A 17,686-nucleotide genomic window follows, 5' to 3' on the forward strand; every position below is an offset into this window, starting at 1 on the left:
CGGGATGGCACGAGTGATTGCCGTTTCCCAATCAAGAAAGGGGGAAAGCCATGTCGAAAAAATCGCAAGCCGCAATCTGCGCGCTCCTGTTCGCGGGCGCGGGCGTCTTCATGTCCGCGAATACGTTCGCGCAAGCCCAGTCCGGGCGGGTGGCCGCCACGTACGAGGGGAAGGAACGCGAAAATTTTTCGCGCCTCGTCGATAGCGCCAAGGTACTCAATCAGGCCCTGAAGCGGGTCAGCGAGCAGAAAAAGATCGGCAATGCAAAATTGATCGCCGAGATCGAGCAGAAGATCAGGATGGCGGAAGCCGCCGCTGCTGACGGCCGGTCGGGGGAGGCGCGGGTCATGCTCGAGGATGCCTACCTGACCAGCAAACTGGCGATCGTGGAGGTGACGAAGGGCAGCCCGGTCGCGGGGCAGTCGACCGCAGGGGCGGAAGTCATGAACGGCAAACAGCACAAGGAATACTCGGCACGCATGGAGTCGACGAAGGCCCTGCGTGACGCCCTGTCACGCATCGCTACCGAGAAAGACGACGCCAAGGCGAAGGCCGAAGTGTCGATGATCGACAAGCTGATGCGTGATGCCGATGCCAACGTTGCGCAAAACAATGCCAGGCAGGGCCGGGCAGTGCTTGATCACGCCTACCTGCGGGCGAAGGTGCAGATCGAGCGCCTGCGCGGCGGCGAGACGCTGGTGCGTACGCTGCAGTTCGACAGCAAGGACGACGAATACCACTACGAACTGGATCGCAACGACACCTTCCAGATGCTGGTGCAGTTGCTGGTGCCGGACGAGAGCGCCAGCGACCCGCGCATGAAGGGGTTCCTCGAGCGCGCCCGCGGCCTGCGTTCCGACGCCGACGGCAAGGCTGCCAAGCATGAGTTCGACGATGCCATCAAGACTCTTGAAGAGTCGACCGGGGAATACCAGAAGGCGATCCGCAACGCCGGTGTGATGATTCCGGGCTGACGCGGGCTGGCGCGCGCCAGTTGGGGTCGGCGCGCAGGTGTCGCGCGTAAACGGAAAATCGGCCCGCGGGCTTGCGCCCGCGGGCCGATTTGCTGGAGCGTCGGGTGGCTTCAGCGCATGAACTGCACGCTCAGGCCGCAGCAGGAGCGACGGCCGGCCGCACGTCCATGTGCGCATCCTGCAGGTCGAGCACCGCTTCCGGCGCGTCCGCCTCTGCCTCGGTTTCGTTGTTGAGATGGAAATGAAGCGCCTTCTCGTCCAGGTCCTTGCACCACTTCGCCACCACGACCGTTGCCACACTGTTGCCGATCAGGTTGGTCAGTGCGCGCGCTTCGGACATGAAGCGGTCGATGCCGAGGATCAGTGCAAGCCCGGCGACCGGCACCCCGCCCACCGCCGACAGCGTCGCGGCCAGCACGATGAAACCGCTGCCGGTGACGCCGGCTGCGCCCTTCGAGGTCAGCAGCAATACCGCCAGCAGCGTCAGTTGCTGGGTGAGGTCGAGCGGGGTGTTGGTCGCCTGCGCGATGAACACTGCGGCCATCGTCAGGTAGATCGACGTGCCGTCGAGGTTGAACGAATAGCCGGTCGGGATGACCAGGCCCACCGTCGACTTCTTGCAGCCGAGGTTTTCCATCTTCGCCATGAGCCTCGGCAACGCCGATTCAGACGACGAGGTGCCGAGCACGATCAGCAGCTCTTCCTTGATGTAGCGGATCAGCTTGACGACCGAGAAGCCATGGATGCGCGCAATCAGGCCCAGCACGCCGAAGATGAAGACCAGGCAGGTCGCATAGAAAGTGCCCATCAGCATGCCTAGCTGCGCCAGCGCGCCGACGCCGTGCTTGCCGATCGTGAAGGCCATCGCGCCGAACGCGCCGATCGGGGCGACCTTCATGATGTAACCGACGATGCCGAACAGCACGTGCGAGAACTTCTCGATGAAGTCGAACACCAGCGTGCCGCGGCCGCCGAAGCGGTGCAGTGCGAAGCCGAACAGCACGGAGAACAGCAGCACCTGCAGGATCTCGCCCTTCGCGAAGGCATCGACGACGGTGCTCGGGATCACATGCAGCAGGAAATCCGTGGTCGTCTGCATCTTGCCCGGATCCGTGTAGGCGGCGATTGCCTTGGTGTCCAGGCTGGCCGGATCGATGTTCATGCCCGCGCCGGGCTTCACGACGTTGACGATGACGAGGCCGACGATCAGTGCGATCGTGCTGACGACTTCGAAGTACAGCAGCGCGAGGCCGCCGGTCTTGCCGACCTTCTTCATGTCCTCCATGCCGGCGATGCCGACGACGACGGTACAGAAGATGATCGGCGCAATGATCATCTTGATCAGCTTGATGAAGCCGTCGCCCAGCGGTTTCATCGCCGCGCCGGTCTGCGGATAGAAATGCCCGAGCAGCACACCGATGACGATGGCGACGATGACCTGAAAGTACAGTGACGTGTAAAACGGTTTCTTGCCCAAATCCCTCTCCTCGGTTTTTTACTACGTGGGCGCGATTATTTCCGTGAGAGGCGTTTGTGGGCAGTGTGTACTTCCGCATTGTGGATATCACCTAATCGCCGTCCGGTTACTCGGCAGCGGTGGTGAACGGGACGCGGCGCGCCCGCGAGCGCGCCCGTTCGTCGCGGCGAGAGGCGCTATTTACGGAGTCGCCGCAGCGATCCCGCTGCGTCAGACCTTGCGTGCGAGCCACACCCCGGCGACCGCGACGACCATGCCGGCCAGCGCCAGCCCGGTGAGCGTTTCGCCGAACAGCAGCCAGGCCATCAGCGCGGTCGTTGGCGGTGTCAGGTAAAAGAGGCTGGCGACGTTGACCGCACTGCCGCCGCGGATCAGCAGGTTCAGCAGGCTGATCGCCCCCAGCGACAGCACCAGCACCAGCCACAGCAGGGCGAAGACGAACTCGCTGCTCCAGACCACTTGCATGGTTTCGGTCCGACTGGCGACGATGCCCGTGATGATCAGGGACGGAACGAACTGGATGACCGAGCCCGTGCGCAGGTCGAAGCTTGGACAAAAGCGTTTCTGGTACAGCGTGCCGCAGGTGATGCCGGCGAGGGCCGCCAGCGCCGGGGCGAGCATCCAGCCGAGGTCCGCCACCGCGCCGCCGCCGGCGCTGACCTTGTTGCTGACGACCAGCGTGACGCCGACAAAACCCAGCGCGAGGCCGGTCCACTGGCGCGGGCTGACGCGTTCGCCGAGCAACCAGCCTGCGCCAAGCGCAGTCAGCAGCGGCTGCATGCCGACCACCAGCGCGGTGACCCCCGCCGGCAGGCCGCGATGGATCGCCATGAATACGCCGCCGAGGTAGGTCGCATGCACCAGCAGGCCGGTTACTCCTATATGCGCGACATGGCGCCAGTCCTTCGGCCACGGCGCGTGCGTCGCGAAGGCGAGTGCGCTCATCAGCGTGATCACCAGCACATAGCGGGAGCTCAGGAAGGTCAGCGGCTCGGCATACGGCAGGCCGAACTTGGCGCCGATGAAGCCGGTGCTCCACAGAAGCACGAACAGCAGTGGGGCGAAGTTGATCAGGCGCGGGGGCAGGGTGGGCATGGATCGATGGTTCCGCGCAGTGCGCAGGGGCAATAGGAGAAGGTATTCGCCATATTACCGGTACAACTCCCGCCGGATGCCCCCGCCGCAGATCGGCCTGTGCCGGAAGGCCGATGCCTCGCGGACGATGCTTGTCGGGATGAATCGCGAAGTTGTTCATACTGCATATGCCGAACGAGATTGCTGCGCGCTCGCATGCGCGCTACACTCGAAAACGTCGCAATAGCGGCCGGCATGGGCGTTATCGGAAATGCCAGTTGGCAAACTGTCGGAAGAGCTGACCTGCTTCCCCCTCCTCCTGACAGCGCCGGGTTTTCCTGGCGCCTGACGTTGCTGCAGCCTCCCGCCAGGGAGGACGGGAGAAACGCGTGGAAGCATACAAGGTGGATGTGGCCATTGTCGGTGCCGGCGGAGCGGGGCTGCGGGCGGCGATTGCAGTTGCCGAAGCCGACCCTTCACTGAAGATCGCGCTGATCTCCAAGGTCTATCCGATGCGCAGCCACACGGTTGCCGCGGAAGGCGGTTCTGCCGGCGTCGTGCAGGCGCACGACAGTCTCGAACATCACTTTCACGACACCGTATCGGGCGGCGACTGGCTGTGCGAGCAGGATGTGGTGGACGACTTCGTCGCCCGATGCACGGGCGAAATGGTGCAGCTCGAGCACTGGGGCTGTCCCTGGAGTCGCAAGGAAGACGGCCACATCAACGTGCGGGCCTTCGGCGGCATGAAGATCGAGCGCACCTGGTTTGCCGCCGACAAGACCGGCTTCCACATGCTGCACACGTTGTTCCAGACCTCGATCAAGTATCCGTCGATCAGGCGCTTCGACGAGCATTTCTGCGTCGATCTCGTCGTCGAGGACGGCCGCGCGCAGGGCGTGGTGGCGGTGCAGATCGCGTCGCGCCAATTCACGCTGATCCAGGCCAATGCGGTCATCATTGCCACGGGGGGCGCCGGGCGCGTGTTCCGCGAGAACACCAACGGCGGCATCGTCACCGGCGACGGCATGGCGATCGCCTACCGCCACGGTGTGCCGCTGCGCGACATGGAATTTGTCCAGTATCACCCGACCTGCATGCCGGGTACCGGGCTGCTGTTCACCGAAGCCTGTCGGGGCGAGGGCGGGTTCCTGCTCAACAAGGATGGCTATCGCTACCTGCAGGATTACGGTCTCGGACCGGCCGAACCGTCGCCGCGCAACAAGGCGATGGAGCTGGGCCCGCGCGATCGTCTCAGCCAGGCCTTCTGGTACGAACAGCAGAAAGGGCGCACGATCGACGGCCCGCATGGCGCGGTCGTGCATCTCGATCTGCGCCATCTCGGCGAAGCGAAGCTGCGCGAGCGCCTGCCGCAAATCTACGAACTGGCCGAGGAGTTCCTCGGTGTCGATCCGGCGCGAGCGCCAATTCCGGTACGCCCGGCGGTGCATTACACCATGGGCGGCATTCTCGTCGACGGCCGCTGCGCCGCGCCGCTGCCGGGGCTGTATGCGGCAGGTGAATGCTCCAGCGTCGGCATTCATGGCGCCAACCGGCTTGGCTCGAACTCACTGGCCGAACTGTGCGTGTTCGGCAAGGTGGCCGGTGATGCTGCCGCGGGGTTCGCGAAGTCAGTCGCGCCCGGCAATTCGGCCGCGCTGCTGAAACAGGCCGCAGCGGTCGAGCAGCGGGCGCTGGCGATCCTGACCAACACCTCGGGTACCGAACGCATTGCCACGCTGCGCAAGGAAATGGCCGAATCCATGGAGAACGGCTGCGGCATCTATCGCCAGGGCGACACCATGCAGGCCACCTGTGACAAGCTCGGCGAACTCAGGCAGCGCTTCCGTAACGTGAATGTCGAGGACAAGTCGCGTGTGTGGAATACCGACTGGCTGCTGGCGATCGAACTCGGTTATCAGCTCGACGTGGCGGAAGCGATGGCGCATTCGGCGCTCAACCGGCGTGAGTCCCGTGGTGCGCATCAGCGTCTGGACGGCTTCGGCGAGCGCGACGACATCCAATACCTGAAACACACCCAGGCGCACTATGCCGGCGACGGCCCCCCGCGCATCGACTATGGCGATGTGAAGATCACCAGGTCAGCGCCCGCGACGCGCGCCTACGGTGCCGCCGGCGAAAAGGCGGAACAGGAACGTCAGGCCGGACGGGAAGGAAAGGTGCCCCATGGCTGATGTCGCCGAGACCCGCAAGTTCATCGAAATCGAGGTCCTGCGTTACCGTCCGGAGCAGGACAGCGAGCCCTTCCTGCAGATTTTCGAGGTTCCGTTCACCGACGACATGTCGGTGCTGCAGGGCCTGCAGTACATCAAGGACTACCTCGACGGTTCGCTCAGCTTCCGCTGGTCGTGCCGCATGGCCATCTGCGGCAGTTGCGGGATGATGATCGACGGCAAGCCCCGCCTGTCGTGCAAGACGTTCCTGCGCGACTTCCACCCCGGCCGGGTGCGCGTGGAGGCTTTGGCACATTTCCCGATCGAGCGCGATCTGGTGATCGTGATGGACGATTTCATCGACAAGCTCGAAAGCATCAAGCCGTACATCATCGCGAAAGAGCCGCGCACGCTGGAACAGGGGGAATATCTGCAAACCCCGGCCGAGCGTGACGTGTATGAACAGTTCAGCTCGTGCATCAACTGCCTGCTGTGCTATGCCGCATGCCCGCAGTACGGCCTCAATCCGGAATTCGTCGGACCCGGCATCATGGCCCTGCTGCACCGCTACAACGTCGATTCGCGCGACGGTGGTGCTGCGCAGCGCATGGACGTGGTCAATGCCGAAGAAGGTGTCTTCAATTGCACCGCCGTGGGCTATTGCTCCGAGGTGTGCCCGAAGCACGTCGATCCGGCCAATGCCGTGAATCAGAACAAGACCCTCAGTGCCAAGGACTACTTCCTGCGCTTCGTCACGCCGAAGGGAGGCGCGCGATGAATACGCCGAATCCGCGCCGCCCCTACGTGCGCCCGATGGCTGGCTGGTGGCGACGGAATCCGTTCTTTGTCGAATACATGGTGCACGAGGGCACGGCGCTCTTCGTCGCAGCCTACGCAATCGTTTTGCTGGTCGGGCTGCTGCGGCTGGCGCAGGGCGAAGCGGCGTGGAACGGCTGGCTCGACGCGCTGAAAAGTCCGCTGTCGGTCGCCTTCCACCTCATCCTGCTGGCGGCGATCGCATACCACTGCTGGACCTGGTTCCGGATCATGCCGAAAACCATGCCGCCCATCGTGGTGCGCGGAAAGCGGCTGCCGCCGGGGGCAATCACGGGTTGCGGGCTGGCGGTCGCCGCGGTCGCGAGTCTGGTGCTGCTGGGCCTGGTGTGGGGGATGACGCGATGAAGCCCGCAGGCAAGCGCTCGAACGCCCCGATCTTCTGGTCGCTGTTCGGCGCCGGCGGCATGCTCGCGGCGCTGATCGGCCCGATGCTGGTGTTCATCACCGGCATCGCCGTGCCGCTGGGGCTGGTCCTTCCCGCGGACGCGATGAGCTATCCGCGCATGCTGGCGTTTGCGCAGCACTGGATCGGCAAGGGGTTCCTGTTTGCCGTGGTGGCCTTGTTCCTGTGGCACGCGGGGCACCGCATTTATCATAGCCTGCATGATATCGGCATCCATGCAGGGATGGGCGCCAGACTGGCGTGCTACGGATTGGCCATGCTTGGCACCGTGCTGGCGGCATGGTGGCTACTGGCGATCGGGTTTTGAGATATTCCGGCGACAGGGGCGCCAGATCCGCATCCCGTACCGCCTTGATCCAGATCGATCCGTATGAGCTGTGGATCGGCTGTGTTTGATGTCATCAGGACTGCAATTACGCACAGGAGAGCAACATGAAAAAGACCACACTGCTTCTTGGCCTGGCCGTCATCGGCATCGGCGCCGCGCAGGCCGCCGATCCCGCGAAAATCAACTGGTCCAGGATTCCCGCCGTCACTGTGCCGCTCTTCTATCCCGGGCAGTCGTCCTATGAATGGCTGCGCAGTGACGCGCACAAGGGCGCCTTCAAGGAAGTCATACGCGGTGATTCCTGTACGTCCTGTCATGACGAAGAAGATGCCGAAAAGGATATGGGTGAAAAGCTGGTCAAGGCGGGCCCGCTGGAACCCCGGCCGGTCAAGGGCAAGAGTGGCCATGTCGATCTGAAGGTGCAGGCGGCCTACGACAGCAAGAACGCCTATCTGCGTTTCCAGTGGAAAACCGATAACGCCTATCCCGGCACCGAGCACCAGTACCTGCGCTTCGACGGCAAGGAATGGAAGGTTTTCGGTTTTCCGAAACTCGACAAGGTGGTCCAGGATGGGGAGCAGATGGGCATCTACGAAGACCGCATGTCCATCATGATCGACGATGGCAAAGTGGCCGGTTTTGCCAACCAGGGCTGCTGGCTGACCTGTCACGACGGCCAGCGCGATATGCCGAAGCAGTTCACCAAGGACGAAGTAGCCGGCAACGCGATGCTGCAGGCGATCAAGAAGAACGATGTGCGCAAGTTCCTGCCCGAAACCCGCACCGACCCGTCGGACTGGAAAACCGGTAAATCGGTCGAGGATCTTGCCAAGATCAAGGCCGCCGGTGGTTTCGTCGATCTGATCCAGTGGCGCGCGCACCGCAGCAACCCGGTGAAGATGACGGACGACGGTTATGTGCTCGAATTCCGCCTGAGTGATGGCGGCAAGGACATGTTCAGCAGCAATGCCGATCGTGCGACGCATCAGCCTAAATTCATGTGGGACGCAAAGAAGGTCGGTTACAAGTCCATCACGGTCGACCAGTTGCGCAAAGCTGATCATTCCCTGATCCGCGAACAGAACGCCGTCCCGTTCGATCCCAATGCCGGATGGAAGGAAGGTGACATGATTCCCGACTATGTCGTGAGTCGCGAGGACGCCAAGGGCTCGGCCGCTGACAACAATGCCATCGCGACCTGGAAGGACGGCATGTGGACGCTCGTCATGATCCGTCCGCTGGGACTGGGCAACAATGATGACAAGATGCTGAAGGCGGGTGGCGTCTACAACATCGGCTTTGCTGTCCATGACGATAACATCACCACGCGCGGCCACCATGTGTCCTTCGTCAGGACCATCGGCCTGGGCGCCAAGGCCGACATCAAGGCGGTGAAACTGCCCTGAGCCCTGAGGGTGCGGACCGAGCGGAGCGCTGGGAGGCTCCGCTCGACCCCGCAGCCAGGGATGGTGCCGATTCGTGCGCCATCCGGTGCATTTCATCGCACAGCAGGCGCCGGGCTCGTGTACTGTTAGCAAAAATCACGAAAGCCAGGATATGAACCTGAACCGATTTTCCGGCTGGACAGCCGCCGCAGCCCTGATTGCAGTCCTCCTCTCGGGCCCCGCAGGGCCGGCCCAGGCCGCACCCGCACTCGACAACGCTACCTGTCTCACCTGTCATGACGGCAGTAAGGGTGCGCTCGAGATCGCCGGTGCGGACGGCGAGCCGCGCGAACTGCACACCGTTGGCGCGGACGCCTTCGGCAAGAGTGTGCATGCGCGCATGGACTGCGTCGCGTGTCATGGCGACATCAAGGACAATGCCGAGACCGGCAATGCCCACCAGAAAGACCCGGCGCAGAAACCGGCCAGGGCAGACTGCATTTCCTGCCATCAGGACCTTTGGGAAAATGCCAAAAAGGAAAACCGGACCAGGGAAAAAGCGCGCCTTGGTGTCGTCGTAGAAAACATCGACGCGTACAAGAAGTCGTTTCATGCGCGGACGAACCAGGACGACCCGACCCGCCCCAATGCTAGCTGCGAGGACTGCCACAGCAGCCACAGTTTCAACGTCCCCGCCAAGGACAGCCCGCAGTACGCCGAATGGCGTCTGGGCATTCCGGAGACCTGCGGCAAGAGCTGCCACGAGGAATCGCTCGAAACCTTTGCCGAGTCGGTGCACGGGCGGCTGGTTCTGGAGAAGCGCGATGTGAAGGGCGCCGTGTGTTCGGACTGCCACACGAGCCACGCCATCGGCAATACCTCCGCCGCGCCGTTCAAGCTGGCCATCACCGCCGAGTGCGGCAACTGCCACGAGGAGAATTTCAAGTCCTACAAGGCCACCTATCACGGCCAGATCAACACCCTGGGTTACGCCTACACGGCGAAGTGTTACGACTGTCACGGCAGTCACGGCATCCTGGAAATCAAGGATCCGCTATCCAAGGTGCATCCTGACCAACGGATGAAGACCTGCAAGGAATGCCACAGCGGGAAAAAGGATCTGCCCGAGGCTCCTCCCGGATACGCGAGCTTCCAGCCGCATGGCCACCCCGGCGACTTCGATCGCTATCCGGAAATCTGGATCGCCAATCAGATGATGATCCAGCTTCTGGTGGGCACCTTCGCGTTCTTCTGGCTGCATACCGCGCTATGGTTCTATCGCGAGTACAAGGACCGCCAGCAACGCAAGACGCGGCCTCACGTGAAAACCGACGCACTGGCGGAACTGCCGGCAAGCCTGCATCGCAAGCACTATCGGCGCTTCAGTCTGACGTGGCGCATCGCCCATATCACCTTTGCGCTGAGCCTGATGGTCCTGACGCTGACGGGTATCCCGCTGTTCTACCCTGAGGCACCGTGGGCGGCGCCGTTGATGAAGGCGCTCGGTGGTCCGCAGATTGCCGGCCTGATCCACCGTGTTAACGCGGTGATCTTTGCCGGCGTGTTCTTCTGGCACCTCGGCTACGTCGCATTGCGCGTCGCCCGCAACTGGAAGACCTTCAAGCTGTTCGGCCCGGATTCGCTGATTCCGAACCTGCAGGACGGCAAGGACCTGGTGGCGATGGTCAAGTGGTTCTTCGGCAAGGGGCCGCGCCCGGTGTTCGACCGCTGGACCTATTGGGAAAAATTCGACTACTGGGCGCCGTTCTGGGGGGTGACGATCATCGGTGTCAGCGGGTTGATGATGTGGCTGCCTGGTCTGACCGCCTCCTACCTGCCGGGCTGGGTCTTCAACGTGGCGGCGATTTTCCATAGCGAAGAAGCCTTCCTGGCGGTCGTCTTCCTCTTCACCGTGCATTTCTTCAACAATCACTTCCGCCCCGACAAGTTCCCGGTTGAGATCGTGATGTTTACCGGCACGATGTCACTGGAGGACTTCGCGCGCGATCATACGGTGCAGTATCGCCGCCTGGTCGCGTCCGGGGAGCTGGAGAAATACCTGGTGGAAGCGCCCTCGCAACCGATGACGAAAGCGTCCCGGGTGTTCGGTTTCATCCTGATCGCAGTCGGGCTCAGCCTGCTGGCGCTGGTGGCGATCGGCTTCTTCGGCATCGGCGTGCGGTGAGTTAGTGCCGCGTCTCGGGCAAGCGCCTGGAACGCGGCATCGTCAAACGCAAAAAAACGGGGCCGGAAATTCCGGCCCCGTTTTGTCATGACGCGTCTGCGCAACGGTAGCGGTGACGCGCTACGCCGGTCGGTGCATCAGGCGGAGGTGCTTGCTGTAATGACCAGCACCGGCCGCCCTGTGCAGGGGGCCGGCGCTTTGTGTTTCCACCCGAATCATTGCACGGGTGGCATGGCGAGCTGCTTACTCGTCCATCACTGCTGACGTGTACACTTCCTGCACGTCGTCGAGCGATTCGAGCGCGTCGAGCAGTTTCTGCATCTTCAGCGCGTCATCGCCCGAGAGTTCGGTTTCGTTCTGCGGCTTCATCGACACTTCGCCGAATTCGGGCTTGAAGCCGGCCTTTTCGAGCGTTTCCTTGACCGTGGTGTACTCGTAGGGCGCGGTGATGACCTCGATCGAGCCGTCGTCGTTGGTGAGCACGTCCTCGGCGCCCGCTTCGAGCGCGGCTTCCATCAGTGCGTCCTCGCTCGTGCCGGGCGCAAACAGCATCTGGCCACAGTGCTTGAACTGGAAGGCGACGCAGCCGTCGGTGCCCATGTTGCCGCCGTATTTCGAGAACGCGTGACGCACGTCGGCAACGGTCCGCGTCTTGTTGTCGGTCAGGCAATCGACCATCACCGCCGCGCCGGCGATGCCGTAGCCTTCGTAGCGCGCTTCCTCGTAGCTCACGCCGTCGAGTTCGCCGGTGCCGCGTTTGATCGCGCGGTCGATATTCTCACCGGGCATGTTCTCGGCCTTGGCCTTGTCGACCGCCAGGCGCAGGCGCGGGTTGAAGTTAGGATCGCCCCCGCCCATGCGCGCGGCGACGGTGATCTCCTTGATCAGTTTGGTGAAAACCTTGCCCCGCTTGGCGTCTTGACGACCCTTGCGGTGCTGGATGTTGGCCCACTTTGAATGACCCGCCATAAAATCCTCGATCCTGCCGGTAAGCGATGGAAAAAACGGCGCCATTATACAGTCGAGCGCTCGTCCTGATCCGCGCCGCTCGTGCGCGGTGTCTGGTAGATTATTGTCATTATTCGGCAATCCGCGCGTCCGGCGACATGGGCGACGACCATTGCGTGAGCATGCGTGACTTCCGCTCCCCGCGCTGATCGCCGGTGATTTGCGACTGCTAAACTGACTCACGAACCTATTCTTTCGAGGCATTCCCCATGGTCGAGCCGCTGCTGATAGCAAAGAACGCCAACAAGGACATCCAGCTCCTGCCCCGTCTCGCCAACCGCCACGGGCTGATTACCGGTGCGACCGGCACCGGCAAGACGGTGACGCTGCAGAAAATGGCCGAAGCCTTCGCCGGTATCGGTGTGCCGGTGTTCATGGCCGACGTGAAGGGCGATCTGTCCGGCATCGGTGCGGCCGGCGTCGCATCGGACAAGCTGATGCAGCGCCTTGCGGCGCTGGGGATCACCGAATACACGCCGTGTGCAAATCCGGTGGTGTTCTGGGACGTGTTCGGCGAGTCCGGCCATCCGGTGCGCGCGACGATCTCGGACATGGGGCCGCTGTTGCTGTCGCGTCTGCTGAATCTCAACGACACCCAGGCCGGTGTGCTGCAACTGGTATTCAAGATCGCCGACGACAACGGAATGCTGCTGCTCGATCTCAAGGATCTGCGCGCAATGATCCAGCATGTGGGCGACAACGCGAAGACATTCACCACCGAGTACGGCAACGTCTCGGCGGCCTCGATCGGTGCGATCCAGCGCGGCCTGCTGGCGCTGGAACAGGAGGGCGGTGACCAATTTTTCGGCGAGCCGATGCTCGATCTCGCCGACCTGATGCAGACCGATGCCGACGGCCGTGGCGTCATCAACGTCCTTGCCGCGGACAAGCTGTATCACTCGCCCAAGCTGTATTCGACTTTCCTGTTGTGGATGCTGGCAGAACTGTTCGAGCAGTTGCCTGAAGTCGGCGACATGGACAAGCCCAAACTGGTGTTCTTCTTCGATGAGGCACACCTGCTGTTCAGCGACGCGCCGAAGGCGCTGGTCGAGAAGGTCGAGCAGGTGGTGCGCCTGATCCGCTCCAAGGGGGTCGGCGTGTATTTCGTGACTCAGAATCCGCTCGACGTGCCCGAAACCGTGCTCGGCCAGCTTGGCAACCGCGTGCAGCATGCGCTGCGCGCGTTCACGCCGCGCGACCAGAAGGCGGTGAAGACGGCGGCCGACACAATGCGCGCGAACCCGGCTTTCGATGCCGTGGCGGCGATCACCGAACTTGGCGTTGGCGAAGCGCTGGTGTCCTTCCTCGATGAAAAAGGCCGACCGGAAGTCGTTGAGCGCGCCTTCGTGATCGCGCCGGGCTCGCGCCTCGGGCCGCTGACGGCCGACGAACGCAACCAGGCGATCCGCAACTCGGTGGTATACGGCCATTACGAAAAGCTCCTGGACCGGGAGTCCGCCTACGAGAAGCTGCGTGCCCAGGCCGGCGCGGCAAGCGAGGCTGGGCCGCAGGCCGGCGATGCGCCCGCAGGGGGAGTGGCGGGCGGCGGCATCATGGGCGGCATGGGCGACATCCTGTTCGGTTCGACCGGACCGCGCGGTGGCCAGCGCGACGGACTGGTCGAGATCGCGGCGAAAACGGTCGCGCGCACCATCGGCAGTTCGGTGGGCCGGCAGATCGTGCGCGGCCTGCTCGGCTCGCTGCTGGGAGGGAGCAGCCGCCGGCGCTGACCAGGCATTCCCCATGGCCCTTGCGGCAAACGGCATCGGCCTGCTTTTCGCCACGCTCGGGGCCATCGGGTTCTCGTTCAAGGCGATTCTCGTCAAACTCGCCTACCAGTACGGCGTGGACGCCGAGACTTTGCTGGCGCTGCGCATGGGCCTGTCGCTGCCCTTCTTCATCGTGATGGGCGTCGTCGCCGACCGGCGGGCAAAGCATCGCCTGGGGGCGGGCGACTGGGTGTGGATGATCGGGCTCGGCTTCTCCGGCTACTACCTCGCGAGCTATCTCGACTTTCTCGGGCTGCGCTACATCACCGCGGCGCTTGAGCGATTGATCCTGTTCCTGTACCCGACGATCGTGATCCTGCTGTCGGCGTTTTTCCTCGCGAAGCCGATCGGTCGGCGCACGGTGATGGCGCTGGCGCTGTGCTACAGCGGCATCGGCCTCGCGGTCGGGCACGACCTGCGTGTCGCCGGCGAAGCACGCGATGTGCTGCTCGGCTGTGCGCTGGTGTTCGGCAGTGCGCTGTCGTATGCGCTGTATCTGATGGGCAACGGCGAAGTGGTCGGACGGCTTGGCGCGATGCGTGTGACCGCGTTCGCGACGACTGTCGCGTGCGTGCTGTGCATCGGCCAGTTTCTCGTCCTGCGGCCCGTTGCGGCGCTCGCTCTGCCGTGGCAGGTGTATGCGCTCGGGTTCGCGATGGCGGTTTTTTCGACTGTTGCGCCGGTGTGGCTGGTGTCGGAGGCGATTCGCCGTCTGGGTGCCGGGCCTGTGTCGCTGACGGGCACACTCGGGCCGGTGGTGACGATATTCCTCGGCTGGCTGCTGCTCGACGAGGCGATCGGCGCGGGGCAGCTCGGTGGCGCGGCACTGGTCATTGCCGGGGTGCTGGTGATGGCGCGGCGCGCCTGATTGCCCGGCTCGCGGCACTCGCGCCGGTCGACGGCTGTCCAATCTCGCACGATCAGCTGCGCGGGAGCCTTGTCATGACGCCACAGTCCGTCGAATCCCTGATTGCCGAGATCGAGGCCGAAGACCGGATCGATTTCGGTGACCTCGCCATCGGCGAGGACGAAGCCCGCAGCCTGATGGCGCGGCATTTCTGCGATATCGACCGCCAGCTCGCCGAGCACGGCATGAGCACTGAGGCGCGGCTGGAGGTGATGGCTGCGATCGCGGCGCACACGATGGTCGAGAATCTTGTCCTGCATCTCGGCCGCCTGCGCAGCGCCGCCGGCAAACAGGACTTTCATGCCTGGATGCGACGTCACGGCATGGTTTAGGGAGCGGTGGGGCGCGGCGCGAGCTGCTTATTGCCAGGTCCACGCGTGATTGAGTGCAATCGCCGCCGCCCAGACAAGCAGCGCGACCCCCAGCGGGGTGCTCAGCCGGCGTCCCCAGCTTACGTTCTTCTCGATCGCCATGACGGTCCCCAGCGCGAGCATCCAGCCGACGCTGCCGGTACCGACTGCGAACATCAGCAGCATCAGCGCCCAGCAGCAACCGATGCAGAACAGGCCGTGGTGCGCCCCGATCGCCAGCGACTGGACGGCCGCATTGCCGCCGCGCCAGTGCTGGATGACGAAACCGACCGGGGCGCGGCAGCGGTCGAGACAGCGATACTTGAGTTTGGAGAACTGAAAGGCGCCGGCGAGCAACAACGGCCCGGCCCCGAAAATCCAGGGATTTTCCTGCAGCCAGCGCACGTGCTCGAAGGCTTCGTGCAGCCCGAGATCGAAAAGGTGCGCCGCGATGCCGAATGCGAGCCAGACGCCGAGGTAGCTCGCGATCACCAGCGCAAGGAGGTGATGACGATCCTCCCGTCGGGCCGTCATGCGGCGGAACGCGTCGAGCAGTGGCAGGGTCGTCGGCAGCATCATCGCGGTGGTCATCAGCAGCCAGCCGGCGATATAGAGCGCAGCCTGCGTCAACACCGAGACGGATTGCGGGTCGTGCCCGAAGCCGCCCAGTTCGGCATGGTTCAGGTAGCGCCCGTAAGGCGAACGCTCCCACAGCCACAACGCAATCCACGCAAACACGAGCAGCCCGCCGAACACCACGTTGAACGTGTGACGGCGGGAGATGGGCGGCAGCGGCGCTTCCGCTGGCATTGGCATGTGCTCTGGCCTGCCGGACCCGTACCGCCGACTCGTTCCCGGCGCGGAGGCCGATTCACGCCGGGAGCGAGCGACGGTACGCCGGCGGACTCAGCCTTCGAAAACGAAACTGCCCTGGACCGAGTTGTATCCCTGCAGATCGACGTTGATGCCCAGCGCATCGGATTTTGCCCAATACCGTGGCGCGCGTCCGATATAGGCCGGCGAGCCCGGAATCGTGGAAAAGATCGTGTCGCTCATCACTGTCGGACGGCTGCCCGGTCCGCGGGCGCATTCAAGATCCGCTTCGACCTTGTCGCCGATGCGCAGCCGTCCCGACCCTTCCTGCACGTCGAACTGGATCTTGACCCGCTCGACACCGACGACCTCGCCGACCAACTGCGCCAGGTCGGCAACCGGCCCGCCGAGTTTGCCGGTGAATACCGACAACAGTGCGTCCTCCTGTGCCGGGCTGGCGCGTTCATCGACGAACGCGAGCGCGCGCCAGTTTCCTTTCAGGACGTTGCCTGGGATATGCGCGAGCATGCCGAAGGTGAGTCCCGACACATCGGTGCCGCCAACATCTCCCTTGTTGATGTGCCACGCCAGCGTGCCGTCGCAGGTGCCGCCATCCGGATCGTCACCGATCCAGCACGGGCAGATGGCCTTGCAAGTGCAGACTTCCAGCAACTGGCCTTCGAGCCGGTAAGCCATGATTGTTCTCCGTGTGTGCGTCCGTAGACCAAGGAGCGGTCGTTTGCGACGGTCGCGTCGATCGCAACGGGGTCGGCGGAAGGGCAGAGGGCCGCTCACTCTTGAGGGGCAAGTGAGAGTGCGTCTCACTTCTTCATTTATAGCCGGGGACTCGATGCAGTCAACGGTCGTCGTGGACCACGATACGAAGCGGCGCAAGGCCGTGCTCGAAGCCCTGTTCGGCAATCTGCATATGGCGACACGCTGGTCACGGTGCAGGGCACTTTCGGTGAGCTTGCTGACGGAGTGAACGGCCTGCAGGAAGCAGCACATCGCTCGACGCAATCCGCAAGCGAAAGCGCGGCCGCGATCGACCTGATTTCGCTCAACCTTGACCGCCTCGCTGCGATCACGCCCGAACTCGTCCGGCGTGATCGCAGCGAGTGCCGTCAGACCAGCTTGAGGCGCTCGCAGATCGCGGTGGTGAGCCCCGCCTGGTTCATGCTGTAGAAATGCAGGCCGGGCGCGCCGGCTGCGAGCAGGCGCTCACATAGCTCAGTGACGACATCGAGGCCGAAGGCGCGGATCGACTCCGCGTCGTCGCCAAAGGCCTCGAACTTCTTGCGCATCCAGCGCGGGATCTCGGCGCCGCAGGCATCCGAAAAACGCGCCAGTTTCGAAAAGCTCGCAATCGGCATGATGCCCGGCACAATCGGAAGATCGACCCCCATCGCGCGGACTTCGTCGACGAAATGCAGGTAGGCGTCGAAGTTGTAGAAATATTGCGTGATCGCCGAGTCGGCACCGGCGTCGGCCTTGCGCTTGAATGCGAGCAGGTCGTCGCGCGGGGTTTTCGCCTGTGGGTGCCATTCCGGGTAGGCAGCGACCTCGATACGGAAGCGGTCGCCGGATTCGCTGCGGATGAACTCCACAAGTTCGTTGGCGTAGCGGAATTCGCCCGCGTCGCCGACGCCCGACGGCAGATCGCCGCGCAGCGCGACGATGCGCTTGATGCCGGCGGCGGCGTATTCGCCGAGAATTTCGCGGATGCTGGCGCGGGTGGATCCCACACAGGACAGGTGTGGCGCGGCCTCGAAGCCGTCGGCGGCGATCTCCTTCACCGTAGCAAAGGTGCGTTCGCGGGTGGAGCCGCCGGCGCCGTAGGTGACCGAGAAGAACGCCGGATTGAGCCGCGCGAGCTTGCCGCGCGTCGCGCGCAGCTTGTCGTCGCCCTCGGACGTCTGCGGCGGAAAGAATTCGATCGAAAGTTCAGGTTTCTGCATGATGCATCCGGATGTCTGATTGCGCGTGAATGCGACGTCGCCTT

17 protein-coding genes are annotated in these 17,686 nt (G+C 63.6%); 11 read left to right on the plus strand and 6 right to left on the minus strand.

What is annotated here, in order from left to right; translation table 11 throughout:
- The first annotated feature begins 50 nt into the window (after positions 1 to 50).
- Complete coding sequence (locus tag GPA25_RS13865; RefSeq protein WP_169260999.1) at positions 51 to 974, plus strand: hypothetical protein; 924 nt, start codon at positions 51 to 53, stop codon at positions 972 to 974.
- A gap of 130 nt (positions 975 to 1,104) precedes the next feature.
- Here GPA25_RS13865 and GPA25_RS13870 read toward each other — a convergent pair whose 3' ends face one another.
- Both GPA25_RS13870 and GPA25_RS13875 read right to left on the minus strand, forming a co-directional pair.
- Positions 1,105 to 2,451 carry a dicarboxylate/amino acid:cation symporter gene (locus GPA25_RS13870; RefSeq protein WP_169261000.1) on the minus strand — a complete coding sequence of 449 codons (1,347 nt, stop codon included), beginning with the start codon at positions 2,449 to 2,451 and terminating at the stop codon, positions 1,105 to 1,107.
- Between the two features lie 210 nt (positions 2,452 to 2,661).
- Positions 2,662 to 3,546, minus strand: a complete 885-nt coding sequence (locus GPA25_RS13875) for a DMT family transporter (RefSeq protein ID WP_169261001.1) — start codon at positions 3,544 to 3,546, stop codon at positions 2,662 to 2,664.
- 368 nt (positions 3,547 to 3,914) lie between these two features.
- Here GPA25_RS13875 and frdA point away from each other — a divergent pair, with 368 nt between their 5' ends.
- The 6 genes from frdA to GPA25_RS13905 all read left to right on the plus strand — a co-directional run bounded on the left by frdA (position 3,915) and on the right by GPA25_RS13905 (position 10,837).
- Positions 3,915 to 5,720 (plus strand): fumarate reductase (quinol) flavoprotein subunit, encoded by a 1,806-nt coding sequence (frdA, locus tag GPA25_RS13880; RefSeq protein ID WP_169261002.1) that lies wholly within the window; start codon positions 3,915 to 3,917, stop codon positions 5,718 to 5,720.
- On the plus strand, positions 5,713 to 6,477 hold the full coding sequence (locus GPA25_RS13885) for a succinate dehydrogenase/fumarate reductase iron-sulfur subunit (RefSeq protein ID WP_169261003.1): 765 nt from the start codon (positions 5,713 to 5,715) through the stop codon (positions 6,475 to 6,477). The genes frdA and GPA25_RS13885 overlap by 8 nt, the downstream gene beginning before the upstream one ends.
- The gene (locus tag GPA25_RS13890; RefSeq protein ID WP_169261004.1) at positions 6,474 to 6,881 is read left to right on the plus strand and encodes a fumarate reductase subunit C; all 408 of its coding nucleotides are present in this window, start codon (positions 6,474 to 6,476) and stop codon (positions 6,879 to 6,881) included. Before GPA25_RS13885 ends, GPA25_RS13890 begins: the two co-directional genes overlap by 4 nt.
- Entirely contained in the window at positions 6,878 to 7,246 is a 369-nt protein-coding gene (gene frdD / locus GPA25_RS13895) for a fumarate reductase subunit FrdD (protein ID WP_169261005.1), read from the plus strand. The genes GPA25_RS13890 and frdD overlap by 4 nt, the downstream gene beginning before the upstream one ends.
- Before the next feature lie 125 nt (positions 7,247 to 7,371).
- On the plus strand, positions 7,372 to 8,673 hold the full coding sequence (locus GPA25_RS13900) for an ethylbenzene dehydrogenase-related protein (protein ID WP_169261006.1): 1,302 nt from the start codon (positions 7,372 to 7,374) through the stop codon (positions 8,671 to 8,673).
- A 151-nt stretch (positions 8,674 to 8,824) separates the two neighbouring features.
- Positions 8,825 to 10,837 carry a cytochrome C gene (locus GPA25_RS13905; protein WP_169261007.1) on the plus strand — a complete coding sequence of 671 codons (2,013 nt, stop codon included), beginning with the start codon at positions 8,825 to 8,827 and terminating at the stop codon, positions 10,835 to 10,837.
- Positions 10,838 to 11,080: 243 nt separating this feature from the next.
- On the opposite strand, the gene GPA25_RS13910 is transcribed toward GPA25_RS13905, so the two are convergent.
- Entirely contained in the window at positions 11,081 to 11,806 is a 726-nt protein-coding gene (locus GPA25_RS13910) for a YebC/PmpR family DNA-binding transcriptional regulator (protein WP_169261008.1), read from the minus strand.
- Positions 11,807 to 12,054: 248 nt separating this feature from the next.
- Here GPA25_RS13910 and GPA25_RS13915 point away from each other — a divergent pair, with 248 nt between their 5' ends.
- From GPA25_RS13915 to GPA25_RS13925, 3 genes are all read left to right on the plus strand, one after another.
- Positions 12,055 to 13,575: a helicase HerA-like C-terminal domain-containing protein gene (locus GPA25_RS13915; RefSeq protein WP_169261009.1), complete on the plus strand. Its 1,521-nt coding sequence runs from the start codon at positions 12,055 to 12,057 to the stop codon at positions 13,573 to 13,575.
- A 13-nt stretch (positions 13,576 to 13,588) separates the two neighbouring features.
- A complete protein-coding gene (locus tag GPA25_RS13920) occupies positions 13,589 to 14,482 on the plus strand; it encodes a DMT family transporter (RefSeq protein ID WP_169261010.1) in 894 nt (297 codons plus the stop codon).
- 74 nt (positions 14,483 to 14,556) lie between these two features.
- The gene (locus GPA25_RS13925) at positions 14,557 to 14,853 is read left to right on the plus strand and encodes a hypothetical protein (RefSeq protein WP_169261011.1); all 297 of its coding nucleotides are present in this window, start codon (positions 14,557 to 14,559) and stop codon (positions 14,851 to 14,853) included.
- A 27-nt stretch (positions 14,854 to 14,880) separates the two neighbouring features.
- On the opposite strand, the gene GPA25_RS13930 is transcribed toward GPA25_RS13925, so the two are convergent.
- Complete coding sequence (locus GPA25_RS13930; protein ID WP_246265684.1) at positions 14,881 to 15,687, minus strand: DUF2182 domain-containing protein; 807 nt, start codon at positions 15,685 to 15,687, stop codon at positions 14,881 to 14,883.
- A gap of 90 nt (positions 15,688 to 15,777) precedes the next feature.
- Positions 15,778 to 16,380, minus strand: a complete 603-nt coding sequence (locus tag GPA25_RS13935) for a DUF1326 domain-containing protein (RefSeq protein WP_169261012.1) — start codon at positions 16,378 to 16,380, stop codon at positions 15,778 to 15,780.
- 154 nt (positions 16,381 to 16,534) lie between these two features.
- Here GPA25_RS13935 and GPA25_RS24220 point away from each other — a divergent pair, with 154 nt between their 5' ends.
- A complete protein-coding gene (locus tag GPA25_RS24220; RefSeq protein ID WP_281357722.1) occupies positions 16,535 to 16,669 on the plus strand; it encodes a hypothetical protein in 135 nt (44 codons plus the stop codon).
- A 139-nt stretch (positions 16,670 to 16,808) separates the two neighbouring features.
- Here the strand turns inward: GPA25_RS24220 and metF are convergent, their stop codons facing one another.
- Positions 16,809 to 17,642 (minus strand): methylenetetrahydrofolate reductase [NAD(P)H], encoded by an 834-nt coding sequence (gene metF / locus GPA25_RS13945; protein WP_169261013.1) that lies wholly within the window; start codon positions 17,640 to 17,642, stop codon positions 16,809 to 16,811.
- Positions 17,643 to 17,686: the final 44 nt, after the last annotated feature.

The organism is Aromatoleum diolicum (assembly GCF_012910955.1).
In the GTDB taxonomy this organism is placed as follows: Bacteria; Pseudomonadota; Gammaproteobacteria; order Burkholderiales; family Rhodocyclaceae; genus Aromatoleum; species Aromatoleum diolicum.